Source organism: Streptomyces sp. A5-4 (genome assembly GCF_051131715.1).
Lineage (GTDB): Bacteria > Actinomycetota > Actinomycetes > Streptomycetales > Streptomycetaceae > Streptomyces.
In genome coordinates this window covers 3,732,177-3,757,952 of the sequence record NZ_CP178591.1, presented here as the reverse complement: position 1 = coordinate 3,757,952, position 25,776 = coordinate 3,732,177, and the positions used below count along the sequence as shown (strand labels likewise).

Below are 25,776 nucleotides of genomic sequence, written 5' to 3'. Positions count from 1 at the left end.
GCGCGCAGCGCCGTGTGTGGGCTTCCCCCGGTCGGAGCGCCAGCGCCATGCACGGTGGGCTTCACTTCCGGGTCGGAGCGCGCAGCGCCGTATGCGCGCTTCCCCCCCCGGTCGGAGCGCCAGCGCCGTGTGCGGGCTGGTCCGCAGGCTGTTCCACGCGCCCGGTTCGCGGCCTGCCGAAGGGGCTGTTCCACGGCCCGGTTCGCGGCCTGCCGCGCGGTCTATTCCGCGGCCTTCTTGGCCGCCTGCTTCGCTGCCTGCTTGAACGCGCGGACCTTGGCCAGCGACTCCGGGCCCGTGATGTCCGCCGCCGAGCGGTACGCGCCCGCGTCGCCGTACGCCCCGGCCGCCTCGCGCCAGCCCTTCGGCTTCACCCCGAGCTGCTTGCCGAGGAGTGCCAGGAAGATCTGGGACTTCTGCTTGCCGAAGCCGGGCAGCTCGTTCAGCCGCGCCAGCAGCTCCTGGCCGGTGGCGACATCGCGCCACACCGCGCTCGCATCGCCGTCGTAGTGCTCGACCAGGTACTGGCACAGCTGCTGCACGCGTTTGGCCATGGAGCCCGGGTAGCGGTGCACGGCGGGCTTGGCCGACAGGAGCGACGCGAAGGCCTCCGGGTCGTACGCGGCGATCTGATGCGCGTCCAGGTCGTCGCCGCCCACCCGCTGGGTGATCGTGTACGGGCCCGCGAACGCCCACTCCATCGGCACCTGCTGGTCCAGGAGCATGCCGACCAGGTCGGCGAGCGGGCTGCGGCCGAGCAGTTCGTCGGCCTCCGGCTGCTGGGAGATGCGCAAGACGGTGCTCATCCCCCCATGATCCCGCACAACCACCACCACCGGCCAGCGCAGAACCGCCGGTCGGGGATGACCCGGACCGTGCCGCTCGCACTCGGACGGCGTACCTCCGCAGGGCGTACGGGTGCGGGCGACCCATGCTCGAAGGGCGCACATCGTTCGCCCCTCCGCAGGGCGCGCAGGTGCCTCTGGAAGGACACCCGTTCATGTCGGACACGACCCCGCCGACCCACGAACCGCCCAACAGCGCCGGCGGGCCGCAGTGGGGCCCCCGGCCGCCGGGCCGCGGTGGTGGCCCGCCGCCCGGCTACCCGCCGCCCGATTACGGCTACCCGCCGCCTCCGAAGCGGCGTCGGGTCTGGCCCTGGGTCGTACTCGGTGTCGCTGTCCTCCTCGTCGGAGGCTGCACTGTCATCACGCTCGCCTTTGTCGGTGTGGTCGACGAGGAGTTCGAGCGGGCCGTGAAGGTGAAGTACGCGGTGACCGGCGACGCCAAGGACGTCACGATCAGCTACTCCGAGTGGAGCGACGGGAATCTGTCGACCAGTACCGCGTCCGACGCACGCCTCCCGTGGCGCAAGGAGGTCGATACCACCGGCTTCCTGAAAGGCGGTCATCTCACTGTCGTCACCGGGGCCGACGGCGGCACCGCCACCTGCACGGTTACCGTGGATGGCAAAAAACCACGGACCTCCACCGCCAGCGGCCCTTTCGCGACGGCCATCTGTGACGGCTTCTGAGCCGTCCCCCGTCATCCCCCCCCGGGTCACCCCGGCCGGCCGCTACCCGCCGACGTACTCCCGCAGGTGCTCCGCCGTCAGCGTTCGGCCGGTCGCGACCAGCTCGGCCGGGGTGCCGGTGAAGACGATCCGGCCGCCGTCGTGGCCCGCACCCGGGCCCATGTCGATGAGCCAGTCGGCGTGCGCCATGACCGCCTGGTGGTGCTCGATGACGATGACCGTGTTGCCGTCGTCGACCAACCGGTCGAGCAGCGCGAGCAGTTGGTCCACATCAGCCATGTGCAGGCCGGTCGTGGGCTCGTCCAGGACGTAGGTCGCGGACTTCTCCGCCATGTGGATGGCGAGCTTGACCCGCTGGCGCTCGCCGCCCGACAGCGTGTTGAGCGGCTGGCCGAGGCGGAGGTAGCCCAGGCCCACGTCGGCGAGCCGGTCGAGGATCGCGCGGGCCTGTCCGGACGGGAAGAAGTCGCGGGCCTCCGCCACCGCCATGCCGAGCACCTCACTGATGTTCTTGCCGCGCAGCTTGTACGTGAGCACCTCGGGTGTGAACCGCTTGCCCTCGCACTGCTCGCAGACGGATGCCACCCCGGCCATCATCGCCAGGTCGGTGTAGACGAGCCCGAGGCCGTTGCAGTTCGGGCAGGCGCCCTCCGAATTCGCGCTGAACAGCGCCGCCTTGACCCCATTCTCCTTGGCGAAGGCGGTACGGATCGGGCCGAGCAGCCCGGTGTACGTCGCCGGATTGGACCGGCGCGAGCCGCGGATCGGTGACTGGTCGGCCACGACCACCCCGTCACGGCCGGTCAGGTAGCCGTGGATCAGTGAGCTCTTTCCGGACCCGGCGACCCCGGTGACCACGGTCAGTACGCCCGTCGGGATGTCGACGGAGACGTCCTTCAGATTGTGCAGGCCGGCGCCGGTGATCGACAGCTTTCCGCGCGGCTCACGCACTGTCTCGCGCAGCCGCGCGCGATGCTCCAGGTGCTGCCCGGTGAGCGTCCCGGAGGTGCGCAGTCCGGGGACGTCGCCGCTGTAACAGATCTGCCCGCCGCCGGAGCCCGCGCCCGGCCCCAGGTCCACCACGTGGTCCGCGATGGAGATGACCTCGGGTTTGTGCTCGACCACGAGGACGGTGTTGCCCTTGTCGCGCAGGCGCAGCAGCAGGTCGTTCATCCGCTGGATGTCGTGCGGGTGCAGCCCGATGGTGGGCTCGTCGAAGACGTACGTCACATCGGTCAGGCTGGAGCCGAGGTGTCTGACCATCTTCACCCGCTGCGCCTCACCGCCGGAGAGCGTCGACGAGGTGCGGTCCAGGCTCAGATAGCCGAGGCCGATCTCGACCAGCGAGTCCAGGGTGTCGCGCAGGGTGGTGAGCAGTGGGGCGACGGACGGGTCCTCGATGGACCGTACGAAAGCGGCCAGGTCGCTGATCTGCATCGCCGAGCACTGGGCGATGTTCACCCCGTCGATCACCGAGGACAGCGCGGCGGCGCTCAGCCGGCTGCCGCCGCAGACGGAGCAGTCGGTGAAGACCACCGCGCGGTCGACGAAGGCCTTGATGTGGCCCTGCATCGACTCCCGGTCCTTGGAGAGGTAGACCCGCTGCACCTTGGTGACCAGGCCCTCGTAGGTGAGGTTGTTGCTACCGACCTTGATCTTCGTGGAGGGCTTGTGCAGCAGGTCCTCCCACTCGGCGGCGGTGAAGTCCGCGAGCCGGGTGTCCGGGTCGTAGAGCCCGGAGGCCGCCATGACCTGCCAGTACCAGGAGTCCACCGCGAAGCCGGGGACGGTGATCGCCCCTTCCTTCAGGGACAGTTCACGGTCGACCAGCTGATCGATGTCGATCTTCGAGACCTGGCCGATGCCCTCGCACTCGGGGCACATGCCCTCCGCGCTGTTGAAGCTGAAGGCGGTCGACGTACCGATGTGCGGTATGCCGAGGCGGCTGAAAATGATCCGCAGCATCGTGTACGCGTCGGTCGCCGTGCCCACCGTGGAACGGGAGTTGGCGCCCATCCGCTCCTGGTCGACGACGATGGCCGCGCTCAGATTGTGCAGCGAGTCGACGTCCGGGCGGCCCATGCTCGGCATGAACGACTGGATGAACGCCGTGTACGTCTCATTGATCAGGCGCTGCGACTCCGCGGCGATGGTCCCGAACACGAGTGAGGACTTGCCGGAGCCCGAGACGCCGGTGAAGACCGTGAGCCGGCGCTTGGGGAGATCCACCGATACGTTCGCCAGGTTGTTCTCCCGGGCGCCGCGGACCTGGATCACATGGTGGAGGTCGGCGGTGGTCGGTTCGGGGCTGGACGGATCGGGGGACATTCCGGCTCTCCTTGGATACCTCGAACAGCGTGGCGCGCCGCGTCGGCGGCGTCCGGCCCTTCATTCTGCCGCCCGGGTCCGACAGTCACCGAGGGTGATGATTTGGGGTGAGGTGCTGCCGTGCTCGCGCCGAGTCTCTCCTCGTTCTTCCGGCCGGTCTGCTGGCATTCCTACGGGCGAAGTTCGGACGTTCTTTGATTGCGCCCGGGTCGAACTCCCCGGCCGGGCCCGGAGTTTTCAGCCAATTTCTTCCGTTCCTGCCGATCCTGAAGTCGCTTACCAGCCGGTAGTACAACGCGGCGCATGCAAGGGGTGAGTGCGCGTGCGTATTCAGGCGCATCCTTGGCCCTGCGATCGCACTACCGGGGAGGGGTACAAGGTGGCCTTTGTGGGGCACGATGACGACATATCACTCTGTGCCGCCCCAGACCCCGGCGGCGCTTCGAGCAAGCTCCGTCAGCGGCTGTGGGCAGCGGCCGGTGACGCCTCAAGCCTGAGCAGAATGCCGGGGGTTGGCCATGAGTGTCGACGAGATCACTTTCCTTCTGCGGGACCGCACGGCAGGTGCGGTCCTGGTCATCGAGCTCCACGGTGAGCTGGACATCTGGGCGACGGTCGTGCTGAGCGAGCGGGCGGAGGCGATCTGTGACCGCTCCCGTCCGGATGTGGTGGTCGATCTGCGCTCCGTGAGCTTCCTGGACGCGGGTGGCCTGCGGCTGCTCCTGCGGATCCGGGCCCAAGTGGCCAGAAGGAGAGGCACCCTTCGGCTGGTGCGGCCCACCCCCCAGGTGTGGCGAGTGCTGCGGATCACGGGTCTGGACCAGGCGTTCACCGTCATCGACGTCCCGGAGGGCCGGCCGATCGTGTCGGCCGAAGCGGGCAGCCGGGACGACCACGGCCTGTCGGCCTGATCGGGCTCCCGCGCGCGGGAGTTCGTAGCCACGGTTCCGAGGGCGTACGAAGGTGGACGTGCGCCCTGTTTCCGCTGCGGGGAAGCCCCGTCGGCCGAGCCCTCAGCCGAGTGCGGTGCCCGCGTACGGGTCCCGGCCCTCCCGGATCGCCTCGACGAGCCCGGCCAGATGCTGCTGCACCGCGACGAAGAGGCCGGGGCCGAAGGTCACCCTGGCCACGCCCGCCGCCGCCAACTCCTCGAAGGACAGCGGGCTCCCGGGCCCGTACGCCACATTGACGGGCGCCCCGATGCCCTCCACCAGGGAGCGCACCGCCCGGTCGGACAGGCCGGAGACGGAGATCGGATAGACGCAGTCGGCGCCCGCCCCGGCGTACGCCCGGCCCCGGGCCACCGCCTCCGCCAGCCGCGACGCCTCGGCTCCGGATCCCGTCCCCTCGCCGGATCCGTGCAGGAAGGTGTCCACGCGCGCGTTGATCACCACATCGGGCGCCGCCTGCCGGAACGCGGCGAGGAAGTCGGCCTGTTCGCGTACGTCGAGCAGCTTGCCCGTGCGGGGGTCGGTGTCCTCCAGATTGCAGCCCACCGCGCCGCTCTCCGCCAGCCGCGCGGCCAGTTCGGCGGGCGCCAGGCCGTAGCCGCGCTCCAGGTCGGCGGTGACCGGCACATCCACGGCCCGCACGATGCGGGCCAGCGCGGCGAACATCTCGCCGGGCGGGGTCGCCTCGTGGTCCTCGTAGCCCAGCGCCGGGGCCATGGCCGCGCTGCCGGTGGCGACGGCCGGGAATCCGGCGGCGGCCACGGTACGGGCCGAGGCCGCGTCCCAGGCGTTGGGCAGCACGGCGGGTGTGCCGGGGACGTGCAGGGCCCGAAGCTCGGCCGCGAGGGATGCCCGGGGTGCCTGGCTGGTTCGGCGGTCGCTGTCGTGCGTCGTCCGATTCGTCATGCCTTCGACGTTAGGAGAGGCCCGGCCGTCCGCTCTGGTCCAATTCCACGCCGCGCGACTGGGCCAACCGTCCGGCGGAGACCCGCGGGCGCCACAGCCTTCGCCCCCGCACCCTCCGGCGCCAGGTCCTTCGACACCGCGAGCGCGCTGCGGGCGAACGCCCTGACCGCGTCGGTGTTGTCGCTGGCACGCCACACCAGGCCGTACCCGACCGGCCCCGCGTCCTCGAACGGGACGTAGGCGACACCGGGCCTGGCGAAGTACGTCGCGGTGTGCGCGGCCGACAACAGCGCGCCCCTGCCGCCCGCGACCAGCATGAGCGCCTCCTGCATGTTGGTGATGGCGGGGCCCCGGCCGATCGCCCTGCCGCCGGGCGTGCGCGTCGGGGCGTGGTGTTCCCGCCAGTAGTCCGGCACGTCACCGTCGATGGTCAGCAGCGGTACGTCGGCCAGATCCTCCAGCGACACCGAGGCGCGCGCGGACAGCGGATGCCCGGAGGCGATCACCAGCACGCGCTCCTCGGTGAGCAGGGCGGGCCCGTTGCCCAGATCCTCCTCGCGCACCGGGAACTCCGTGAGCTGTACGTCGTAACCGCCGTCGCGCAGTTTCCCGTACGGATCGGAGAGCGGCACCTCGCAGATCTCCGTGCTCAGCCCGGGGTGGTCCGCGCGCATCGCCTCCGCCGCCTTCAGCACGATCTCCCCGGCAGGTGGCCCAGAGAAGCCGACGAAGAGCACCCCGCCGATGCTCCGGGCGGTGGCGGTGGCCCGCACGACCGCGTCCGCGATGGCCGCGGTGGTGCGGTGCGAGGTCGTCGCGGAGCTGCCGGCCGAGGTCGGTGAGGGCGACGCGGCGGCTCGTACGGGCGAACAGCGGGGCGCCGATGCGGCGCTCCGTGCGCTGGACGAGCTGGCTCACCCGGGCACGGGACAGCCTCATCCGGTCGGCGGTGCGTCCGAAGTGCAGCTCCTCGGAAAGGATGAGAAAGCACTCCAGCTCGTCGTGCTCCATGACATCCCCCAGGGCGACGCGGATCGGTAAGCCTGGCTGAACGAACGTTGCGTTCTTCGCCGTTGTTCCCCCAACGGCGCTGATCGAGGGTGGTTGAGCAGACAACATCCCCTCACCACCGAGGAATTCACATGAGCACCAGCGTGCCGAGTGCGCCCAGTGCGCCAAGAACCCCGCGCAAGGATCACTGGGGCGTGCTGTTCGTCCTGTGCGGCGCGATCTTCCTGGAAGGCATCGATGTCGCGATGCTCAATATCGCCCTGCCGTCCATCCGGGCCGACCTCGACATGTCCACCGGCGAGCTCCAGTGGGTCATGAGCGCGTACGTCCTCGGTTACGGCGGTTTCATGCTGCTGGGCGGCCGGGCCGCCGACCTCTTCGGGCGCCGCCAGATGTTCGTCCTGTGGCTGACCGTGTTCCTGATCTTCTCCGGCCTGGGCGGTTTCGCGTCCGAGGGCTGGATGCTGATCGTCGCGCGGTTCGTCACCGGGGTCGCCGCGGCCTTCATGACCCCTGCGGGCCTGTCCATCATCACCACGAGCTTCGCCGAGGGCGAGGCGCGCAACAGGGCCCTGCTGATCTACTCCGGCACCGCCGCGGGCGGCTTCTCGATCGGCCTGGTCGTCGGCGGTCTGCTCGCCTCGGTCGGCTGGCGCTGGGTGTTCTTCGCGCCGGTCGTCCTGTCCTTCGTCATCCTGCTGGCCGCCCTGGCGTTCGTGCCCAGGTCACCGCGTCCGGACCGGACGGGCGAGGGCTTCGACGTGGCCGGCGGCGTGACCGTCACCGCCGCCATCGTGCTGCTCGTGCTCGGCGTCGAGCGCGCCAGTCACACGGGAATCGGCTGGACCCTGGGCACGCTCGCCGCGGGACTGGCCGTCCTCGCCGCCTTCGTGGCGATCGAACGCCGGGCGAGCTCCCCGCTCGTACGCCTCGGAATTCTCCGCAACGGTCCCCTGGTCCGCGCCAACATCGCCGGGCTGCTCTTCGCCGCCGGTTTCTTCGGCTTCCAGTTCCTGGTCGTCCTCTACCTCCAGGAACTGCGCGACTGGTCGACGCTCCAGACCAGCTTCGCGATGATCGTCATCGGCGTCGACGCGGTCCTCTCGCCCACCCTCACCCCCAGGCTGGTCGCCCGGTTCGGCAACGCCCGGGTGATCTTCGGCGGGCTGCTGCTCGCCGCGCTCGCGTACGGGCTGTTCCTGCCGGTCGGCGCGGACTGGACGTATCCGGCGATGTTCCCGAGCCTGATCGTCCTCGGCCTCGCCTTCGCGCTGGCGTACGGCCCGCTCACCATCGTCGCCACCGAGGGCATCGCGGAGAAGGAACAGGGCCTGGCGGGCGGGCTGCTCTACACGTCCTTCCAGTTCGGCGCGGCGCTCGGCCTGTCGACCGTCACCGCCGTCAACGTCGCGGCCACCGCGTCGAGTTCACCCACCGCGATGCTCGACGGCTACCACGCCGCTCTCGTGGTGCCGCTCACCGCGGCGCTGCTCGCGGCCTTCGTCAGCGCCTTCGGGCTGCGAACGGGGAGGAGCAGGACGGTGGCTGGTGCCGGCGCTGCCCAGGGGCTCGCCGAGGCCCACGTGGGTCACTGACCCCGGGCGGTGGACAGGTCCGCACCGGCCCGGGGCCGTACGCCGCCCTCGCTGCCCCGCCGCAGTACCACCGCCCCGGCCACGGTCGCCGCCGCCCCGCCGACCGCCGCCACCGCCGCGACGAGCGCGGCGCTCGCGAAGCCGAAGGTGCTGGAGAGCGCGCCGAAGGCGAAGGGGGCGACGGTGGCGCCCGCGTAGATGCCGACCTGGACCGTGTGTCCCGCGTTCTCGGCCCGGCCGGGGACCAGCCGCAGTGTGGTGGCGAGCAGGAGCCCCGTCCAGCCCCATCCGGCGGAGAAGGCCAGGACCGCGCCGATGACGAAGGCCGTGGGGGAGCCGACGGCGATCAGTGCGAGCCCGACGCCCCCGGTGAGCATCATCGCGGCGATCACCGCGGGGTTGCGCTGCGGCGCCCGATCGGTCAGGGCTCCCGCGCCGATCCGTACGGCGATGGCGATGAGCGCGCTCATCGACAGCAGGTTGCCCGCGACGGTGACGGCGAGCCCGGAGTCGGCGCCGAGCTGTACGAAGTACGAGGCCACCGCGTTGTTCCCGGCCGCGGACAGCGCCGCGGCGAGCGCCCAGAGCACCAGCACCCGGCGGACGGTGCGCGGGTCGTGGCTCTCGTCCGACGCCCGCTTCGGCGGCGGGCCACCGGGGACGCGGGCCAGTGGGGCGAGGGCGGCGGGGACCAGGGCGACGCCACCGGCGATCAGCATCGCCGTACGCCACCCGTAGGGCTCGACGACGAGCGCGACGAGCAGGCCCGGGACGAGGGTGGCCGCCCCCAGCGCCGCGCCGACCAGACCGGCGGCCAGGGAGCGCCGGTGCGCCGGGGCGCGCGCCGCGATCAGCCGGCCGGCGGCGGGCTGGACCAGGCCGCTGCTCAGCCCGCCCAGGACCAGCACCGCGGCCAGTGCCGCGAAGCCGGTCACCCGGGACGCCGTCAGGAGCACGGCCGACGCGACGAGCGAGGCGAAGGCGAGGGCCACGGGGACGGGCAGCCTGGCGGCGAGGCGCTTGGTGAGGGGGGAGCCGAGCGCGGTGGCGGCGTAGAAGGCGCTCATCGCGAGCCCGATACCGCTGCGGGAGATGCCGAGTTCGGCCTGGATCGAGGGTGCGAGGGCTCCGACGGTGAAGCCGGGCATCACGGTGGCGGTCGCGGTGAGGGCGACGGCGGCGATGCCGGGCCAGTGCCCGGTGGACGCGCCCCCGGCCTCGCCCCGGGGCGCGTCGCCCTTCCCCCGGCTCACGCGGAGACGGGTCGCCAGAAGTGCCCGCGCCCTTCCCCGTCGGGGTGGACCGCGGCCTGCCCGAACACCACGTCGGCGAAGTGGACGCCGTATCCCAGGGTGTCGGGCCGGGCCAGCTCGGCGACGAGGTCGCGGCGGAAGCCGGCCGACTGCTCCGCGTCGTGGTCGGAGACGGCGGACCACTCGGGGTGGGCGACCTGGATCGGCGAGTGCAGGGCGTCGCCGAAGGCGATCAGGCGCCGGCCGCCGGAGCTGATGACGTACGCGGTGTGCCCCGCCGTGTGACCCGGGGTGGGCAGCGCCCGTACGCCGGGAAAGATCTCCTCCCCGGCGGCGAAGGTGCGTACCTGCGGTTCGAGCGCGCTGAGCATCTCCTTGCTGGTGCCGTGCGCCTCGGTGAGGTGGCGCTGCGACCACTCGGCCTCGGCCACCAGATACGCGGCGCCGGTGAAGACGGGCCGGCCGGTCCCCGGGGCGGGGTGCCAGGCCCATCCGAGGTGGTCGAGGTGGAGGTGGGTGATGGCGACGGCCTCGATCTCCTCGGGCCTGCGGCCGGCCGCGGCCAGGTTGTCCAGGAGGGCGCCGCCTTGGATGGCGCCGTGCGGGTTGCCGGGCTCGGCGGGGAGGGACTGCGGGCCGAATCCGGCGTCGATCAGCAGGGCCCGCCCGTCGCGCTCCACCAGCAGCCCGCCGATGCTGCCCACCAAGTGGCCGGTCGTGTCGAGGTATTCGGGGTGCGCAGCCCACACCTTGTCGGTGGTGCCGGGAAGCCAGCGGCGCGGCACGAGCTGCACCGCCCCGTCGGGTATGTACGTCACTTTGGTCTCGCCCAGGTGCAGCGAGCGGAGGCCCGCGGGCCGTCGCAGTCGTTCGTCGTGGCTCATGGCCGGGAGCATATGCATCTAGCTTGAATGATTCAAGCTCGTAATATTCGTGCTTGATGGATTTGCTAGACTCGGCCCATGACCGAGCCGCAGCCCACCCCCGAAGCCGTAGCCGAGCGGGAGCTCTGTGGGCTGGTGAACGGGCTGGCGCGGCAGATCGGGGACCATGTGCGCGAGCGCGCCACGAAGCTTGAACTCACGGCCCCCCAGGCGACGGCCCTGCGCGAGATGACGGGTCCGATGACGATGCGGGACCTCGCCGAGCGCATGAGCTGCGAGCCCTCCAACGCCACCTTCGTCGTCGACAAGCTCGAAAGGCTCAGCCTGATCGAGCGCCGCCCGCACCCCACGGACCGCCGCGCCAAGCAGCTGGTCCTCACCCCCGAAGGCGTCGCGCTGCGGGAGCGTCTGATCGGCCTCCTGGTGCAGGACTCCCCGCTGGCGGGCCTGACCCAGCAGGAGCGGTCCACGCTGCACGACCTGCTGAAGCGGGCCGTGGTCCCCCGCTGATCAGGCCGGCCTCAGGGGCGCGGTCCCCCGCCGGTCACGTCGCCTGTTCGTGGACGGCCTGATCACTCAGGCCGTTCGCACCGACTGATCACGCGGGCTGTTGGCGCCGCCGTCAGGGGCCATGAGCGCCGCGGCCTGTTCGCGCGCCCGGTCCAGCCAGGCCGCACGCTCCGCGTCGGTGGAGTCGGTGACGGTACGGAAGACGACCCGGCGAATGTCCTCGACCCCGGTGTACGGCAGGACGCAGGCGGCCCAGATCCGCTGGAGCGGGTCGCCGAACTCGCTCCCCTCGCGGTCGCCGGGGGTGTCGGACGTGTTGAGCACCAGGGCCCGCCCGGCCTTCAGCAGCCCGGTGGGCTTCCCGGCGGCCGTTCCCAGCTTGTAGGCGACGCCGGGGACGAGCACGCGCTGCATCCACCCGGTGAGTACGGCGGGCGGCATGCCCCACCAGTTGGGGTGGACGAACACCATGGCGTCGAGCGCCGCCACCTCCGCCCGATGCCGGGCCACCTGCGAGTCCGGCGGAAGGAGGGCCGGGAGGACCGTGTCCGTCTCGTCGGCGGACAGCACCGGGTCGAAGCCTTCAGCGCAGAGGTCATGGGCGAAGACGCTCGCCCCGCGCCCGCGCAACTCCCCGACCACGGCGTCGAAGAGAGCGTGGTTGAAGCTGCCTGGACGCGGATGAGCGAGATAGACCGCGATACGCACCATGGTTCACTCTTCCCGGCTGTCTGCCTGTTCCCGGCTGTCGCGGCTGTCCCCGACTGATCATCATTGTCGGCGGGGCCGGGGTCCGGCTCGTACGGAGTCGGCTTGATCGGGTGCGCGACCGGTGAGTGATCGGGTGGGTGACCGGATGTGCGGTCAGGCGTGTCGGCCGCGTGCGGTGACGCGGATCTTGGACTGGCCGTGTGGGCGTGTCTCCCAGTCCTCCATGAAGCGTGCGGCGAGGCCGCGCTGTTCGGCCAGCCGGATCAGCGTTTCCGTACGGTAGTAGAAGTCCTCGCGCAGGACCTGGTGTTCCACGCCCTCGGTCCGGTCGAAGGTGAAGTCGCAACAGCCGCCGGGAGCCGGCACCCGCCCCACGCGCGCCCGGCACCCGCCCCACGCGCGCCCGGCACCCGCCCCACGCGCGCCCGGCACTCGTCGATGATCTCGATGGGCGAGTGCGAGAACACGCTGTGCGCGTGCACCACGTCGAAATGCCCGTCGGGCAGGAAGTCGAGGGTGAGGTCCCGCGTGATCGTCAGATACGGAAGCCGATCCTGGAGCGCGGACCTGGTCACCGTCTCCTTGGCCGACACCAGAATGTCCGGCGAGATGTCGATCCCGTAAGAGTGGCCGGGGGCCAGGTACTCGATGAAGTACCGCCCCGCACGCAGGTTGCCGCAGCCGATGTCCAGCATGCGGTGCTCGCTCCGGAGGCCGTGCTCCGTCAGGTAGTCGAACCGCATCTGCCCGAGAACCAGCCATCGGTCAGGGCTCTTGCTGCCCACGGCCGCCTCGGGATTACGGGCCGTGTCCGACGTCATCACGGCCCGGCAATAGGCGACATGGTCCGGGTGCTTGAGGCTCAGCCACCTGTCACGGGCCGAGCGCCGCAGATGGGGGGCGACCCGGGCGGGGTTGCGCAGGGCGTAACCGGCGCGGTGGGAGAGGGCGGAGCGATTGGCGGAAAGTGACGTGGCCGTCTTCTTCGGCATGGGCTTCCTTCGAGTGGCGAGAGGGTCGGGCAAGGGCGTGCGGCAACTGACGGGCGGCAACTGACGCTTGGCGCCCCAGGGTTGGCAGACCGCGCCCGGCCACGCCGTCGCCGGCGTCAGGAGCTGGGGGACGGTGACGAAGGTGTAGCCCCGTGCGTTGAGCGCGCTGATGATCCCCGGGACGGCCGGCACGGTCCGTCGTAGATGTCGTGGAGCAGGATGATGCCGTCGCGTTCGGAGGCATCGAGGACGCGCCGGGTGATGAGGTCCGAGTCGGTCGTGAAGAAGTCCTTCGGACACGGAGCAGCCTCGTACGGCAGGGCTGCCGGCCTGCTCGATCTGCTTCAGACGGCGAGCCGCCTTCGGCCCGGCGTCGGCCAAGGCGGCGGGCGGTTCATCGAGGGCGTCGGCCAAGTCCCGGCCCTTGGGGATGAGGCAGGCCGCTTGCGTCGGACGTGGATGCACCGAGGGCAGCGATCACTCCGCTGAGCTGGGCTTTTTGCGCTGGTTGGCAGTGAAGCGCGCCTTCTTCTGGCGATTCCCACACGTGTTCATGTCGCACCATTTGCGGGAGCGACTTTGGCTGGTGTCGAAGAAGGCGGCTTGGCAGCTTGGTGATGCGCACAAGGCCAATTTTCCGTCTCGTTCGCCCGCGATGATGCTGACCGCGTCGGCGGCGACCACGCTGAGGGCGTCTTCCACGCAGGAAGTCGAGCCGAGTCGCCATCGCCGATCGCCCTCGGGCGTCAGGATCGCTGCGGCCCGGCCCTGAGCGCTGCAGTCATTGATGACTTGGACAGCAGACGCGGGGAGAGCGTCCTGGATCGCGACCGCTGTCGCGGCGGCGTGAATCGACTCCCTCAGTTCCCGAGCCAGGTCGAGCTGGGCAGCGGTGCAGGAGTCCACGGCGAGGCCGTTCACTGCCAGCCAGTCGACGAGTCGGCAGGGCGTGGGAATGCGCTCCACAGCGTTGCCATGACGTTCCGACAGAGTCCCCGTGAAGCTGGTCGCCAGCACGCTACCGAGGCGGAAGTCCGGGAAATCAGCACGCATGGAACCACCTTAGCCGGTTGCCCGTCGGCACGGAGGCATGTTAGAACCGCCTTAGCCGGTTCGAGGTGGTCTTGGCCGGTTCCGCGACGGCCAGGAGGTCTCATGCCCCGTCCAACCAGCGACGTACAAGCATTCGAAGCCCACGCAACTGACGCCGACCTCGACGATCTGCGCGCGCGATTGGCCGCGGCGCGGCTGCCGGAAGCTGAGACGGTCCATCGCGCCGCGCGCGGCCCTCGCCGATGGGAACAGGGCGTTCCGCTCGCCGACCTTGTCGATGTCGTGAACTATTGGCGCACCGAGTACAACTGGCGGTCATTCGAAGCGCGCCTCAACCGGATCGGCCAGTTCCGCACGACCATTGATGATCTGGGAATCCACTTCCTGCACCGCCGATCCGCGCGCGCGGATGCCACTCCGCTGATCTTGACGCACGGCTGGCCGGGCAGCATTGCTGAGTTCATCGATGTTGTGGACGAGCTGGCAGATCCGAAAGACGCGGACGCGCCGGCGTTCCACGTCGTGGTCCCGTCGTTGCCAGGATTCGGGTACAGCGACAAGCCGGCCACCACCGGGTGGGGAATCGAAAAGATCGCGGCCGCCTGGGTGGAACTGATGGGAAGGCTCGGCTACAGCAAGTTCGTGGCTCACGGGGGCGACTGGGGAGGTGTGATCACCACGGTCCTCGGCGGCAGGTTCCCGGCGCACGTTCTCGGCATCCACACAACGACCGCGCAGGCACCACCCGGATTGACAACGGACGGGCTGACGGCTGCGGAGCGCGAATGGACCGAGGAAACCCGCGATTTCTGGAGCCGACACGCGGCGTACGCGAAGCAGCAGGCGACCCGGCCGCAGACCATCGGCTACTCGCTCGTCGACTCACCGGTCGGGCTTCTTGCCTGGATCCTCGACAAGTTCGCCGAGTGGTCGGACACCGAGGACAGCCCATTCGAGACGATTTCGATGGACAGAGTTCTTGACGACGTCACCCTTTATTGGCTGACGCGGACCGGCGCATCGGCAGCCCGCATTTACTACGAAAGCCACAACTCACTCGACCCCGAACTTCGGGTCGACGTACCGTCAGCAATCAGCGTGTATCCCCGCGACATCGAGAAGTGTCCGCGCGGCTGGGCCCAGGAGCGGTACCGACGGATCGTCCGATGGAGGTCGCCCGAAACCGGGGGGCATTTCCCGTCGCTGGAGGTTCCCGAGTATTTCGTCAAAGATCTACAAGAGGGCCTCGCGGCAGTGCTGGCCGCCCATCGGTGAACGCGGCTGGGCGCCGTCACTCGATCACCGCCCGATCCGGCTCAAGGCATTCTCCAAGCCGGTCCGGGAGGCCCGCGACAGTATCCGCGACCTGCCGTCGAACTGATGCCGAAGTCCTGGAGAGAAGAGACCATGACGACCATCGCGGTAACCGGGCACACGGACCTGACCGAGGGCAGTGTCCTGCTGGTCCGAGCCGCCTTGACCAAGCTACTGAAGCAGTACGACGCGGGCGATCTCGTCGGCGTCTCCTGTATCGCCAGGGGCGCCGACTCGCTGTTCGCCGAAGCGGTCCTCGCCGCCGGCGGACGCCTGGTAGTCGTCATCCCCTCCCAGGACTACCGCCGGAGCAAGGTCAAACCCGATCACGAACCCCTCTTCGACCGGCTCGTCGAGGCGGCCGACGAGCTCCTCGTCATGGACCACGAGACGGCGAACCGGCCGGCGTACGAGGCCGCCAACGCCGTACTCCTGGAGCGGGCCGACCGGCTCGTGGCCGTATGGAACGGAGAACCCCCAGGCGGTAAGGGGGGCGGCACGGCCGACGTGGTTGTGGAGGCGCGGGAGGCCGGCCTTCCCGTGGACGTGGTCTGGCCCGATGGCACGGCCCGCGTCGGCCGACGGCTGATTTCCCGGCCACCGGACTGAAGACCACCGCCGTCGCGATCGCGTCGCCTCCCGCCGCAGGACGGTCACCGCGACGGACGGAACGGAACGCCGTGGTTGCCGGTCAGCGGGGGACCGTCTCCTCACTCCCCGTTCTGCGACCAGGCCGCGGTGAGAGCCGCGACCGGGTCGGCGTCGGCCGGTGCCGCGGGCCACCATTCGCCTCCTTCGTCCTGGAGGCAGGGGTACCAGCGGGCGTCGGGGCCCAGGCGCAGCTGGATGCCGTGGTCGGTGAGGGTGAGGCGGTTGCGCCACGCTCTGAGGTGCACGGGGGAGTCGGTCATCTCGGTGAGGGCCGCGGTCAGGGCGGTACGGGCGGCTGTCATCACCGCCGGGTCGGGGGTGTGGGGCTGTTCGGCGACGGTTAGGCCGGTGGGGCCGCCGTGGCGCCAGGCGCGGGTGAGGCGGGCGAACGCGGTCGGTTTGGTGCCGGTGTTCTGGATCAGGTGGTGGAACCACTCGGGTCCGGGGGTGCTCGCGGCGATGCGGACCGCGTCCTGGTGCTGGGTCAGGTGCAGGCTGGTGGTGTCGCCCGTGAGGATCTGCGCGGCTCGCGCCGCGGCGTCGGTCATGAGGTGCTCCAGGTCCGCGGTGGTCAGGCCGGCTCCGGGGGGTGGGGCGACGGGGAGCGCGGCGGCGTGGGCGGCCGGTTCCGGGAGTTCGGGCAGGCGGGGAGTGTGCTCGGCCCAGTGGGCGTACGCGGCGGTGGCCGGGATGCCCGCCGGTGCCGGTGGGGCGGTGGTCTCCTGTGCTGCCGTGCGGCGAGCGCGCAATTGGGCGAAGACCTCTTCGCGGCCGCGGCCGCGCAGCGCGAAGAGCACGAACGGGTCGGTGTCGATGGTGGTGGCGATGGCGTAGCAGAGCGCGGCGGCGTGCTTGCAGGGGTATCCCCAGTCGGGGCAGGAGCACTCGGGATCGAGTTCGGTGGGCTGTGGGAGCAGGGGGATGTCTGCTTGCCGGGCGTCGTCGACGAGTTCGGCGGGCATCTCGTCGTCGAGTAGAGCCGCGAGATGCCCGGCGCGGGCCGCGATGGTGTCGAGCAGGGTGCCCCACTGTGGGGTGGTGAGGACAGGCAGGTGGACCGAGGAGCGGTACGGGCGCGGGCGGCTGCCCTGGACGGCGGCCTTGACCTGGCCCGGGGCGACGGTGATGGGGCCGACCATGCCTTTGCGGGCGTAGGTGCGTCCGCGCGCCAGGCGCCCCGCGTCCAGGGTGGAGTCCTCCAGGGCGGTCACCCATGCCTGGCCCCACCAGGTCGTGGCGAAGGCGCGCTTGCCGAGGGCGGGTGCGCGGCGCGGGCCGGGCAGGGAGGAGCTCATGACTGCCTTCCCAGGGCGACGAGTTCGACGAGATCGGCGTCGGACAGTTCAGTCAGTGCGGCCTCGCCGGAGCCGACGACGGATTCGGCGAGCGCGCGCTTTGCTGCGAGCAGCCGCGCCACCTTGTCCTCCACGGTTCCCTCCGCGATCAGCTTGTGTACTTGGACGGGCTGCTCCTGGCCGATGCGGTAGGCGCGGTCGGTGGCCTGGTCCTCGACGGCCGGGTTCCACCAGCGGTCGTAGTGCACGACGTGGGTGGCGCGGGTGAGGTTGAGTCCGGTGCCCGCCGCCTTCAACGACAGCAGGAACACCGGCACTTCACCGTTCTGGAAGCGGTCCACCATGTCCTCCCGTCGCGCGACGGGGGTGGCGCCGTGCAGGAAGAGGGTGGGGATGCCGCGTTCGGCGAGATGCTTTTCCAGGAGGGACGCCATCTGTTTGTACTGGGTGAAGACCAGCACGGATTCGCCCTCGGCGGTGATGGTGTCGAGAAGTTCGTCGAGCAGGTCGAGCTTGCCGGACCGACCCCGCAGGGGTGTGGCCTGGCGCAGGCTGTGCTCTTTCAAATACTGGGCGGGGTGGTTGCAGATCTGCTTCAGTGCGGTGAGCAGCTTCAGTACGAGGCCGCGCCGGGCGATGCCCTCGGACTCCTTGATCCTGGCCATGGTCTCGCGGACCACCGCCTCGTACAGGCTGGTCTGCTCGGCCGTCAGCGAGACGACGCGGTCGGTCTCGGTCTTGGGCGGCAGTTCGGGGGCGATGCCCGGGTCGGACTTCTTGCGGCGCAGCAGGAAGGGACGTACGAGACGGGACAGGCGCTCGGCGGCCTCGGGGTCCTCGCCCGACTCGATGGCACGGGCGTACCGGTCACGGAAGGCGGTGAGTGTGCCGAGGAGTCCGGGGGTGGTCCAGTCGAGGAGCGCCCACAGCTCGGAGAGGTTGTTCTCCACGGGGGTGCCGGTGAGGGCGACGCGGGCGCGGGCGGGCAGGGCGCGCAGTTCTCGGGCGGTGACGGCGTAGGGGTTCTTGACGTGCTGGGCCTCGTCGGCGGCCACGAGCGACCAGGCGGCCTCGGCGAGGACTTCGCGGTCTCGGCGCAGCACGCCGTAGGTGACCAGGACGATCTCGTCGTCGGCCAGGTCCTTGAGGTGGCGGTCACCGCCGTGGTAACGGCGCACGGGGGTGGCCGGCGCGAATCTGGCGGCCTCGCGCTCCCAGTTGCCGAGCAGCGAGGCGGGACAGACGACGAGGGTGGGGCCCGCGATGGCGGGGTCGCTCTGGCGGTGCAGATGCAGGGCGAGCAGGGTGATGGTCTTGCCCAGGCCCATGTCGTCGGCGAGGCAGCCGCCGAGGCCGAGTTCGCACATCTCGGCCAGCCAGGCAAGGCCCCGCTTCTGGTACTCGCGCAACGTGGCCTTGAGAGCGGCGGGCTGGGCAGCGGGAGTGCGGGACTCGGGGTCACGGATACGGGCGACGAGGTCGCCGAGCGTACCGACCGCTTCGCAGGCGAAGGTGTCCCCGGCCCGCTCCACCTCGCCGGTCAGCGCGGCGCTCAACGCCTCCATGGGCGTGAGCGGTTCCATCCGGCGGCGCCTGGCGCGGGCCACCAGCTTCGGGTCGGCGACCACCCACTGGTCGCGCAGCCGGACCAGAGGGCGCCGGGCCTCAGCCAGGGCGTTCATCTCGGCCTCGGTGAGCGGCTCGCCGCCGAGCGAGACCTGCCAGCGGAAGTCGAGGAGGGCGTCGGCGTCGAGCAGACCGCCCGCGCTGGAACCGGGGGCGGTGCGCTGCCCGATCTCCGCGGTCGCGGTGAGTGCCTTGACCAGTTCGCGCGGCCAGTGCACGTCGATACCGGCAGCGCGCAGCGCGTCGGTGGCGCCCCCCAGCAGCTCGAAGGCTTCGTCGTCGGTCAGCCGGAGCTGTTCGGGAGCGGCGTCCTTGAGGAGCCGCTGAAGCGGGGGCCAGACGCGGGCGCCGCGGCGTAGCGCGAGCAGGGTCTCGGTCTCGGCGCGCGGGCCGAGCAGCCGCTCCACCTCGCCGGGCTCGCTCCACAGCCGTGCGGTCTCGACGACGAGCGCCGGATCCGCCGCGGTGTGCAGTTGCAGGACGGCCCGGAACTGCCGGCGCCGCCCCTCGGGTACGTCGACGCGCAGCGAGACACTGACCTCGGCGGTGAGCGCCGCCTCGGTTTCCTCGGCCCACTCGCGCAGGGCGGGTACGGCACGCGTCTCGCGCCAGGCATACGGCAGCGCCCCCATGGCGAGCGGAGCGGCCGGAGTGCGGACCAGGTCGTCCGCGACCGCGTCACAGAACTGGCGTACCAGCGCGGCCGGTTCGGCGATCCGCACCGGAGCCGGGCCGGGCTCCGGCAGGCAATGGGCGTGCGGTGGGAAGGCGGTGGCGAGGGCGTCCAGCGCCTGACGCTGGGCGGCGGTGAACGGGCCCGCCCGCCAGCTGTCGTAGCCGGCCGGGGTGAGAGTGGGGTGGAGACGGCCATCGGCAAGCAGGCGCAGCGCGAAGCGGGCGGCGGCTTGCCAGGCGGCGGAAGAGGGATGCGTCGGCCCTGCTTCGACCAGGGCGGAGACAGCGAGGGCGATCGGCAGCGCGTAACCCTCGACCCTGCGCCGCCTGGCCGAGCGGCCGTGCGGCAGGACCAACTCCACCGCCTCGGTCTCGACGCCCGCGGGCGCCAGGCCGTCCTCGGAGGCCGCCCCGGCGGGCTTCCACAGCAGCAGCCGCCCGAGGCGGGCGGGCTCGCCGGGCAGGAACACCGCCGCCCAGCCGCCGTCGAGCAGCCGCCTCGCGAAAACGGACGCGTCTGGCGCGGCCGGCGGCGGCGCGCTCCTCGCGCCCGTACCCGGTTCTCGTACCACGACTCGTGTCACTCTCGCCCGCCCTGTCGCCCGCCGGGGCCCAGGCCCGTGCCCCGATCACCACCGAACCACACCAGGCACGGTCACCCACTGGCAAGTTCGGGCCTTGCCTTCACCGCCGGAAACGAGCCCTGTTCGCAGCGGATACGTAGCCTTTGAACACAAGGGCTGTCGCCCCTGCGGCGCAGCGCTACGGTGAGGCCATGAGCGCCTTGGACCCAGCCGCGCTGGAGACGTTGATCGAAGAGGCCACCGTCGACGCCTACGGTGAGGAGGAGCAGCTCAGCGGCCTCTTCGCGATGATCGAAGAGAACCTCGCCCTACCGTTCACCACGACTGTTCTCGGCGTCGAGGTGAACGTGATCGGTGTCGATCTGGCCGAGGGCGGGCACGTGATCGCCTGCTGTACCCGGGGGTCGGTCCGACAGAACATCGGGATTCTGGACCTGCCGCTGCCCGAGCCCGCCCCAGAAGGGTCGCGCTGGATCGAGGCGTACCGCCACTGGGCCCGCTGAAGTCATCTGGGACGGCGTCGAGTTGACGGATCGGGCCGACGAGGATCGACCGCAGAGGCGAGCAGGTACGCGGTGCGCATACTGGAGCATGCTTGCGCCTATGGCTGATACCACTCGCATCACGGTGACGCTCCCCGCCGAGCGGGTGGCGGAGCTGAAGAAGCTCACGGACAACGTCTCCGGTTACGTGGCCGAAGCGGTGGCCCGGCAGATCCGGCACCAGCTGCTCGGGTCCGACCTGCGCAGCCACACGGACGAGCACGGGGCCTTCAGCGAGGAGGAGCTGGCCGAGGCCCGAGCGCGGATCTTCGGCGCGACGCAGGCCGCGGGCGCCGTGTGAGCGGGCACATCGGGACCGTTGTCCTCGACAGCGAGGGGCTGTCGAGCTGGACGGCCCAGGACCGGAAGATTCTGGCGATGTTCCAGGTGTTCCACGACATGGGCGCAGACCTCGTCGTCAGTGCCAACACCATCGTGGAGGTGGGCCACTCCCGGGTGAACCTGCCCCGGATGCCATGGGCGCTGTCCCGGGCCAAGGTGGAGCCGGTCACGGAGGCGGCGGCCAAGGCGGCGGCACAGCCACTCAAGCCCACTGGTCTGCACGGGCACAAGTACGCGATCGACGCGACAGTCGCGGAAGCGGCCCTGCGCCAGCCCGGCCCGGTCGCCATCCTCACATCGGACGTCGATGACATGACCCGGCTGTGCGGCGGCAAGGTCCGGGTGATCGGGCTCTGACCGCGGCATCGTCCCGTCACCGTAGGCGGATCCGCAGAATCGCCGCGGGCCGGCCCGAGATGGGTGAACGATGCTTGGCCGATGCGGGGGCATGACTGCGTTCGATGCCAAAGCTCCTCAGGGGCGCAACGCCTGCTGGCGGCTCAGGGCGGCGACCACCGCGTCGTCGACGCCGTTGAGGGGACGGCCAACTCATCTATGGGGCCTGGCGGTCGGCAATCGCGGTGACGTATCCCGTCAGATGCCGTGACTCCGCCGCGCAGTCCGCGTCAGTCGCCCCATGGGGCGTGCGCCCTTCCCGCTTGAAGATATGTCCCAAACGTCGGCTATAAACGCAACCAAAACTGCAACCAGCGCACGCCGAAGAGTCGAGCCACAATCGCGGCTCGGCTCTTCGTTTCGCCTGGTCAGGCGGGTGCGGAGGATACGAGATTCGAACTCGTGAGGGGTTGCCCTCCACACGCTTTCCAAGTCTTCGTCTGGGGGTTCTGGGTCGTACGGGAATGTTCTGACCTGCGGTGCAGCCAGGTCGGGCGGCGCTTCTGGGCGGTGCTGTACGGCGGTGAACGCAACCAGAACCGCAACCACGGCCGACCTACTTGCCGCGCTCCGGGCCGTACCACTGGAGAGGTTGCCCGGTTACTGCGGCGATGCACTCGAAGTCGTGATCGCGATGGAGCAGGGTGAGCCCTTGCAACTCGGCCGTCGCGGCGACGACGAGGTCGACCGCCCCCGCACTGCGGTGCCTCCCCTGCTTGGTGAGGGCTTCCTGGACTTGGCAGGCGCGGTCGTAGGCGCGGTCGTCGACGGGAACCCAACCGAAGATCAGTCGCATCTCCTCGAAACCTAGTGCCCGGTCGGCAGCCGACCGGGCACTGTAGAAGAACTCCAGCTCTGTGATGGGGCAGGTGGCGATGAGTCCGGCGGCTGCCGCCTGGTCCCAGCCGTACTGCTCCGCGTCCGCGCGCAAGAAGCGTGCGAGCGCGCTGGTGTCGATCAGGAACTGCGCCGCGTTCACAGCCGGTAGTTCCCCTTGTTTTCGAACAACTCCAGATCGAATGCGCCTTCACCGGCCGCGGCCCGCAGGCGGGCGAGAGCCAGGGCGCGGCGTCGGCTTTCCAGCACCTCGCGAAGGGCGGTGTTGACCGTCTCCTTTTTGGTGCTCGTCCCGAGGGCTTTCGCCACATCGGCGACCAGCTCGTCGTCCAGATCGATAACGGTCCGAGTCATCTGCGCCTCCCTGATATCAGGTATGGGTCCAAGTATATCTCCAGAGGTGCATCGGGTCGCGGTCGGCTGCGAGGGCCCTACGCGGGCATAACGCCGTGGATCCGGGAGAGGGTGAAGACGCGTTCGGCTTCGCGCAGGTGGCACCAGGCGTCGAGGTAGGGCGGATCGAGAGCCACGCCGCTGAGGGTGCGCACGGTGCGGCTGCCCGAGGTGGCAACGTACTCGACCGTGATGGCTGCACCGGCATCGATGGCGTGGGCGAGCTGGCGGACGTCGCTGTAGGACAGATGCTTCGCGTATCCGGCAACGATCTCCTCGGTGTCCGTTCCGAAAGGGATCCCGCTGCCGAACGGGTCGGGTTCGGGTGCGGTCGGTGGGCTCTTCAGGAGCCGGGCGGCCAGGACGTCCATCCCGGCGGCGGTGGGTACTCGCGAGAGGGGGATGGCTGTGGTTCGGGTGCCGCGCCGCCCACCGTTCCTTTGTGCGGGCGGGACGGGAGCGGCGGCCCTCTGCGGCAGAGTCTTCTCGATGAGTACGGTTCCATCGGGGGTCTCGGCGACCGGGGCGTAGCCCTCGGCGCGGAGTGCGGTGAGGGTCTTGCCGAGTGGGCTGCGGCTGACCAGGACGGTCGGGGCGAGTTGCCGCAGGCCGAGCTTGGAGAGTTTGCGGTGGGCGGCGAGTTCGGCCAGGAGCGCGGGCTCGTCGCCGTGGATGACGCAGGCGGCGGGGGCGACGCGTACCCGTCCGTGGCCGCGCGCGGTGTCGGCGATGAGATAGGCCAGAGGCTGTGGCAAGGCCGTGGCGGCGCAGGCTGTCAGGTCGGCGCTGATGTCGTCCGGGGTGCGGCCGACGTCCAGGGCCCGGCGGACGCTGGCGGTGCTGAACCGCCACACCGACGCCGTGCCGCTGATCTCCCGGTCGGCGACGGAGTCCAGGAGTGTGGCGAGCCGCGCGGACGGAGTGCCGGTGACGACGGCCGTGAGGTCGGCGCCGATCCGGGCCCTCGTGGTGGCCGGGGGAAGGAGCCGTCGGGCCGTGGCGCTCAGCTCTTCCTCGGCATCGGCCAACAGGTGGGCTCCGAGGGGAGACAGCACGCCGCGAGCCAGCACGCCGAGCAGTTCGGCCTCTCTGATCACGGCGCCGAACGGGGTCGTGTCCTCGGGCGAGGCATCGTCGGCCAGCGGACGGTGCCAGGCCACGAGCGGCCCCAGATCCGAGGCAACCCCCATGCCTTGCCCTGCCGGGAGCTCCGCCGCCGCGGCGAGCAGTCCGTGGCGAGCCTGCAGACAGCCGCCGCAAGGAGGCGCACCCGCGAGTGCGGGGAGCGCCTTGTTGTCTTCGTCGCGGGCCCGGGTGGGGGTGAGCGGCAGGTTCCGCCATGCCTGAAGCAGTACGGCGAATCGTTCCGCGGGCTCCTGTTCAGCCCAGGCGTCGTATGCCTCGGTGGGAGAGACGTGATCGCCGTCGCGGGCCAGCATCCCGGCGACGTACGCGGTCTCCAGGGTGATGCGTACGACGGCGTCGTCGGCCTGGGCGGCCTTTCCGATCCGAGCCAGTTCACGTGCGCCGATGCCGCCCGACTTCAGCCGGGCCGGCGGAGCCGTCGCGCAGGTCGACAGGATCGAGGCGGTATGGGCTGCGAACGCGGTGGCGGCCACCGCGGTCTCCCGCTCCACCTCCGCGGAGGTGACGGGCACCAACTGTGCGACCGGCGGCAGAGGTTCGAACGGAGCGTGCCAGCAGGGGCCACGCAAGGCCAAGGCCGTCTCGACCGGCATGCGGGCGGGCCCGTACTGGTGACGGTCCTGGAGCAGAAGCCCGCGGTCAAGTGCCCATCGGGCGCCTGGCTGGAGGTCGCGGCCAGGAGCACCGAACACGACGAACAGTGACCGACCCTGCATGGACCGCGCGCTCTGTTCGAGCAACTTGCGTGTGGCCGTAGGCGCTTGCGCCACCACCGCGGTCACCCGTTCCGGGTCACTGTGGTGGTCCACCAGGACCGCGAGTCGCTGCTGCTTGGATCCGGGCGGCTTGATGCCCAGGGCCGCCAGCATGCCGCGCAGTTCCTCCGAGGTCGTGCCCGCCAGCAGCTCTTCCAGCGGGGCGTCGAGTCCCAGCGGAGCATCCCATGCCTGCCGCAATGGCGCGGGCGTGCGGAGCGTCCCGTTGCTGTCGGGCCAGACGAGCGCGTAATCGGACAATGCCTCCAGGGTCGTGTCCAGCGCATGTACCGCCGCTGCGGTCGTCGCGCCGAGCAGCTCCGCGAGGCTGTCCCGGGTCGCCCGGGCTCCCAGGGCTGCCAGCGCCTCGGCAGCCTGCAGGCACGGCAGTGTGAGTCGTGGCAGGGCAAGTGCCACGGACCCCGGGCGTTGGAGACGGTCTGCCAGTTCCCCCACCGAGCGTGGTTCCGGTGAGGAGGCAGCGTCCCCGCGCATGGAGAGCACGCGTGCCAGGCGGGAACCGTCGAGTTCGCACAGCCATGTCACAAGCGACGATCGGGACTTCATACGGGGGACACCTCGACAGGCCGGGAATATCATGGGCGGGCCGAAGCCGGTTCGGCGCAGAGCTCAAGGATGGCGCAGTTCCATGATCTGCGGATGCCGCACTGAGATTGATACGCGGGGAGATCTCGGTCAGCCTCCCGGCGCCGCGGTCCATGTCCGACGGGACGAGCCAAGCGGCAGCACAAGATCCGGCCACCCGTTCACCGAAATGCCCTAAATAAGCCGATATAAACGCAACCAAAACTGCAACCAGCGCACGCCGAAGAGCCGAGCCACAATCGCGGCTCGGCTCTTCGTTTCGCCTGTTCAGGCGGGTGCGGAGGATACGAGATTCGAACTCGTGAGGGGTTGCCCCCAACACGCTTTCCAAGTCTTCGTCCGGTAGTTCGGGGAGGATCAGGACCGTCCTGACCTGCGATGAAGTGCCTCGCATCCGATCATCTGAACGGCCCTGAACGTAGGCGAATGAGACCAGAACTGAGACCACAGATCGGCCGCGTCCTGCCCTGCTGGCCAGGGCCTACTCGGCGGACAGGTCTGGCCGCCACTCTCGGATGTCGTCGTCGAAGGCGCCGTCGCGTACGTCCTTCAGCGCTGTTGCGTATCCGATCTCGATGGCCTCGGCGATCAGTTGCTGCAGCTTCATCGGGGCGTACAAGAGCGAGTGGCCGGCGCCCGAGCAAAGATTGGCAGCGGCGTGCTCGGCTGCGCGGGCGTGGGTGCCAGGGACTGTCGCTAAGTGCATGTCCGAGATGGCCTGTGCGGCGTTCCTGATCTCTTCTTGCGAAGGCGAAGTCATGGCGGCCAGTATCCGCATGATGGCCAGTGGAAGGAATGCCGTCTGATGAACTGACTGTGGCCAGGAACGCAGCGAAACGCTCAGCTGGGGTTTCCCGCTGAGCGTCTCGCGTGGGTGGCTGTTCAGC

The 25,776-nt window shown here is 70.4% G+C and carries 23 protein-coding genes and 3 pseudogenes; 9 read left to right on the top strand and 17 right to left on the bottom strand.

The window, feature by feature from the left end:
- Positions 1 to 221 precede the first annotated feature (221 nt).
- Positions 222 to 806 carry an HhH-GPD-type base excision DNA repair protein gene (locus ACLLJJ_RS17220; RefSeq protein WP_434592096.1) on the bottom strand — a complete coding sequence of 195 codons (585 nt, stop codon included), beginning with the start codon at positions 804 to 806 and terminating at the stop codon, positions 222 to 224.
- Between the two features lie 194 nt (positions 807 to 1,000).
- On the opposite strand from ACLLJJ_RS17220, the gene ACLLJJ_RS17215 reads away from it, so the two are divergent.
- Entirely contained in the window at positions 1,001 to 1,534 is a 534-nt protein-coding gene (locus ACLLJJ_RS17215; protein ID WP_434592093.1) for a hypothetical protein, read from the top strand.
- Positions 1,535 to 1,576: 42 nt separating this feature from the next.
- Here the strand turns inward: ACLLJJ_RS17215 and ACLLJJ_RS17210 are convergent, their stop codons facing one another.
- A complete protein-coding gene (locus ACLLJJ_RS17210; RefSeq protein ID WP_434592090.1) occupies positions 1,577 to 3,862 on the bottom strand; it encodes an ATP-binding cassette domain-containing protein in 2,286 nt (761 codons plus the stop codon).
- 518 nt (positions 3,863 to 4,380) lie between these two features.
- On the opposite strand from ACLLJJ_RS17210, the gene ACLLJJ_RS17205 reads away from it, so the two are divergent.
- Entirely contained in the window at positions 4,381 to 4,773 is a 393-nt protein-coding gene (locus ACLLJJ_RS17205) for an STAS domain-containing protein (RefSeq protein ID WP_434592087.1), read from the top strand.
- 102 nt (positions 4,774 to 4,875) lie between these two features.
- Here ACLLJJ_RS17205 and ACLLJJ_RS17200 read toward each other — a convergent pair whose 3' ends face one another.
- From ACLLJJ_RS17200 to ACLLJJ_RS17190, 3 genes and pseudogenes are all read right to left on the bottom strand, one after another.
- Complete coding sequence (locus tag ACLLJJ_RS17200; RefSeq protein ID WP_434592085.1) at positions 4,876 to 5,718, bottom strand: isocitrate lyase/PEP mutase family protein; 843 nt, start codon at positions 5,716 to 5,718, stop codon at positions 4,876 to 4,878.
- Positions 5,715 to 6,491: a LysR family substrate-binding domain-containing protein gene (locus tag ACLLJJ_RS17195; RefSeq protein ID WP_434592083.1), complete on the bottom strand. Its 777-nt coding sequence runs from the start codon at positions 6,489 to 6,491 to the stop codon at positions 5,715 to 5,717. Before ACLLJJ_RS17195 ends, ACLLJJ_RS17200 begins: the two co-directional genes overlap by 4 nt.
- 112 nt (positions 6,492 to 6,603) lie before the next feature.
- Positions 6,604 to 6,729 (bottom strand): annotated as a pseudogene (locus ACLLJJ_RS17190) (LysR family transcriptional regulator); the annotation flags it as partial.
- Between the two features lie 131 nt (positions 6,730 to 6,860).
- On the opposite strand from ACLLJJ_RS17190, the gene ACLLJJ_RS17185 reads away from it, so the two are divergent.
- Positions 6,861 to 8,324, top strand: a complete 1,464-nt coding sequence (locus ACLLJJ_RS17185) for an MFS transporter (protein ID WP_434592081.1) — start codon at positions 6,861 to 6,863, stop codon at positions 8,322 to 8,324.
- On the opposite strand, the gene ACLLJJ_RS17180 is transcribed toward ACLLJJ_RS17185, so the two are convergent.
- Positions 8,318 to 9,577 carry an MFS transporter gene (locus ACLLJJ_RS17180; RefSeq protein ID WP_434592079.1) on the bottom strand — a complete coding sequence of 420 codons (1,260 nt, stop codon included), beginning with the start codon at positions 9,575 to 9,577 and terminating at the stop codon, positions 8,318 to 8,320. The genes ACLLJJ_RS17185 and ACLLJJ_RS17180 overlap by 7 nt on opposite strands.
- A complete protein-coding gene (locus ACLLJJ_RS17175; protein ID WP_434592076.1) occupies positions 9,574 to 10,461 on the bottom strand; it encodes an MBL fold metallo-hydrolase in 888 nt (295 codons plus the stop codon). Before ACLLJJ_RS17175 ends, ACLLJJ_RS17180 begins: the two co-directional genes overlap by 4 nt.
- Before the next feature lie 78 nt (positions 10,462 to 10,539).
- Between ACLLJJ_RS17175 and ACLLJJ_RS17170 the strand changes: the two genes are divergently transcribed.
- The gene (locus ACLLJJ_RS17170; protein ID WP_434592074.1) at positions 10,540 to 10,971 is read left to right on the top strand and encodes a MarR family winged helix-turn-helix transcriptional regulator; all 432 of its coding nucleotides are present in this window, start codon (positions 10,540 to 10,542) and stop codon (positions 10,969 to 10,971) included.
- Between the two features lie 66 nt (positions 10,972 to 11,037).
- Here ACLLJJ_RS17170 and ACLLJJ_RS17165 read toward each other — a convergent pair whose 3' ends face one another.
- From ACLLJJ_RS17165 to ACLLJJ_RS17150, 4 genes and pseudogenes are all read right to left on the bottom strand, one after another.
- On the bottom strand, positions 11,038 to 11,682 hold the full coding sequence (locus tag ACLLJJ_RS17165; protein WP_434592071.1) for an NAD(P)H-dependent oxidoreductase: 645 nt from the start codon (positions 11,680 to 11,682) through the stop codon (positions 11,038 to 11,040).
- Positions 11,683 to 11,835: 153 nt separating this feature from the next.
- Positions 11,836 to 12,674: pseudogene (locus tag ACLLJJ_RS17160) on the bottom strand (class I SAM-dependent methyltransferase).
- A gap of 78 nt (positions 12,675 to 12,752) precedes the next feature.
- Positions 12,753 to 12,967, bottom strand: a pseudogene (locus ACLLJJ_RS17155) (polysaccharide deacetylase family protein); the annotation flags it as partial.
- A gap of 184 nt (positions 12,968 to 13,151) precedes the next feature.
- Positions 13,152 to 13,727 carry a CGNR zinc finger domain-containing protein gene (locus tag ACLLJJ_RS17150; protein WP_434592068.1) on the bottom strand — a complete coding sequence of 192 codons (576 nt, stop codon included), beginning with the start codon at positions 13,725 to 13,727 and terminating at the stop codon, positions 13,152 to 13,154.
- A gap of 102 nt (positions 13,728 to 13,829) precedes the next feature.
- On the opposite strand from ACLLJJ_RS17150, the gene ACLLJJ_RS17145 reads away from it, so the two are divergent.
- Together ACLLJJ_RS17145 and ACLLJJ_RS17140 are read left to right on the top strand one after the other, a co-directional pair.
- Positions 13,830 to 15,002, top strand: coding sequence for an epoxide hydrolase (locus ACLLJJ_RS17145; RefSeq protein WP_434592066.1), 1,173 nt, complete (start codon positions 13,830 to 13,832; stop codon positions 15,000 to 15,002).
- 132 nt (positions 15,003 to 15,134) lie between these two features.
- On the top strand, positions 15,135 to 15,650 hold the full coding sequence (locus ACLLJJ_RS17140; protein ID WP_434592063.1) for a hypothetical protein: 516 nt from the start codon (positions 15,135 to 15,137) through the stop codon (positions 15,648 to 15,650).
- Positions 15,651 to 15,751: 101 nt separating this feature from the next.
- On the opposite strand, the gene ACLLJJ_RS17135 is transcribed toward ACLLJJ_RS17140, so the two are convergent.
- Both ACLLJJ_RS17135 and ACLLJJ_RS17130 read right to left on the bottom strand, forming a co-directional pair.
- Entirely contained in the window at positions 15,752 to 16,987 is a 1,236-nt protein-coding gene (locus ACLLJJ_RS17135) for an SWIM zinc finger family protein (protein ID WP_434592061.1), read from the bottom strand.
- On the bottom strand, positions 16,984 to 19,872 hold the full coding sequence (locus tag ACLLJJ_RS17130; protein WP_434592058.1) for a DEAD/DEAH box helicase: 2,889 nt from the start codon (positions 19,870 to 19,872) through the stop codon (positions 16,984 to 16,986). The genes ACLLJJ_RS17135 and ACLLJJ_RS17130 overlap by 4 nt, the downstream gene beginning before the upstream one ends.
- Positions 19,873 to 20,063: 191 nt before the next feature.
- Here ACLLJJ_RS17130 and ACLLJJ_RS17125 point away from each other — a divergent pair, with 191 nt between their 5' ends.
- The 3 genes from ACLLJJ_RS17125 to ACLLJJ_RS17115 all read left to right on the top strand — a co-directional run bounded on the left by ACLLJJ_RS17125 (position 20,064) and on the right by ACLLJJ_RS17115 (position 21,113).
- Positions 20,064 to 20,375: a hypothetical protein gene (locus ACLLJJ_RS17125; RefSeq protein WP_434592055.1), complete on the top strand. Its 312-nt coding sequence runs from the start codon at positions 20,064 to 20,066 to the stop codon at positions 20,373 to 20,375.
- Between the two features lie 100 nt (positions 20,376 to 20,475).
- Complete coding sequence (locus tag ACLLJJ_RS17120; RefSeq protein ID WP_434592052.1) at positions 20,476 to 20,715, top strand: hypothetical protein; 240 nt, start codon at positions 20,476 to 20,478, stop codon at positions 20,713 to 20,715.
- A complete protein-coding gene (locus ACLLJJ_RS17115) occupies positions 20,712 to 21,113 on the top strand; it encodes a DNA-binding protein (RefSeq protein ID WP_434592049.1) in 402 nt (133 codons plus the stop codon). The genes ACLLJJ_RS17120 and ACLLJJ_RS17115 overlap by 4 nt, the downstream gene beginning before the upstream one ends.
- A gap of 595 nt (positions 21,114 to 21,708) precedes the next feature.
- Here ACLLJJ_RS17115 and ACLLJJ_RS17110 read toward each other — a convergent pair.
- The 4 genes from ACLLJJ_RS17110 to ACLLJJ_RS17095 all read right to left on the bottom strand — a co-directional run bounded on the left by ACLLJJ_RS17110 (position 21,709) and on the right by ACLLJJ_RS17095 (position 25,649).
- Positions 21,709 to 22,131 carry a PIN domain nuclease gene (locus ACLLJJ_RS17110; protein ID WP_434592046.1) on the bottom strand — a complete coding sequence of 141 codons (423 nt, stop codon included), beginning with the start codon at positions 22,129 to 22,131 and terminating at the stop codon, positions 21,709 to 21,711.
- Positions 22,128 to 22,343: a type II toxin-antitoxin system VapB family antitoxin gene (locus ACLLJJ_RS17105; protein WP_434592043.1), complete on the bottom strand. Its 216-nt coding sequence runs from the start codon at positions 22,341 to 22,343 to the stop codon at positions 22,128 to 22,130. Before ACLLJJ_RS17105 ends, ACLLJJ_RS17110 begins: the two co-directional genes overlap by 4 nt.
- A gap of 77 nt (positions 22,344 to 22,420) precedes the next feature.
- Positions 22,421 to 24,850 carry a helicase-associated domain-containing protein gene (locus tag ACLLJJ_RS17100; protein ID WP_434592040.1) on the bottom strand — a complete coding sequence of 810 codons (2,430 nt, stop codon included), beginning with the start codon at positions 24,848 to 24,850 and terminating at the stop codon, positions 22,421 to 22,423.
- A 520-nt stretch (positions 24,851 to 25,370) separates the two neighbouring features.
- Complete coding sequence (locus tag ACLLJJ_RS17095; protein WP_434592038.1) at positions 25,371 to 25,649, bottom strand: hypothetical protein; 279 nt, start codon at positions 25,647 to 25,649, stop codon at positions 25,371 to 25,373.
- Positions 25,650 to 25,776: the final 127 nt, after the last annotated feature.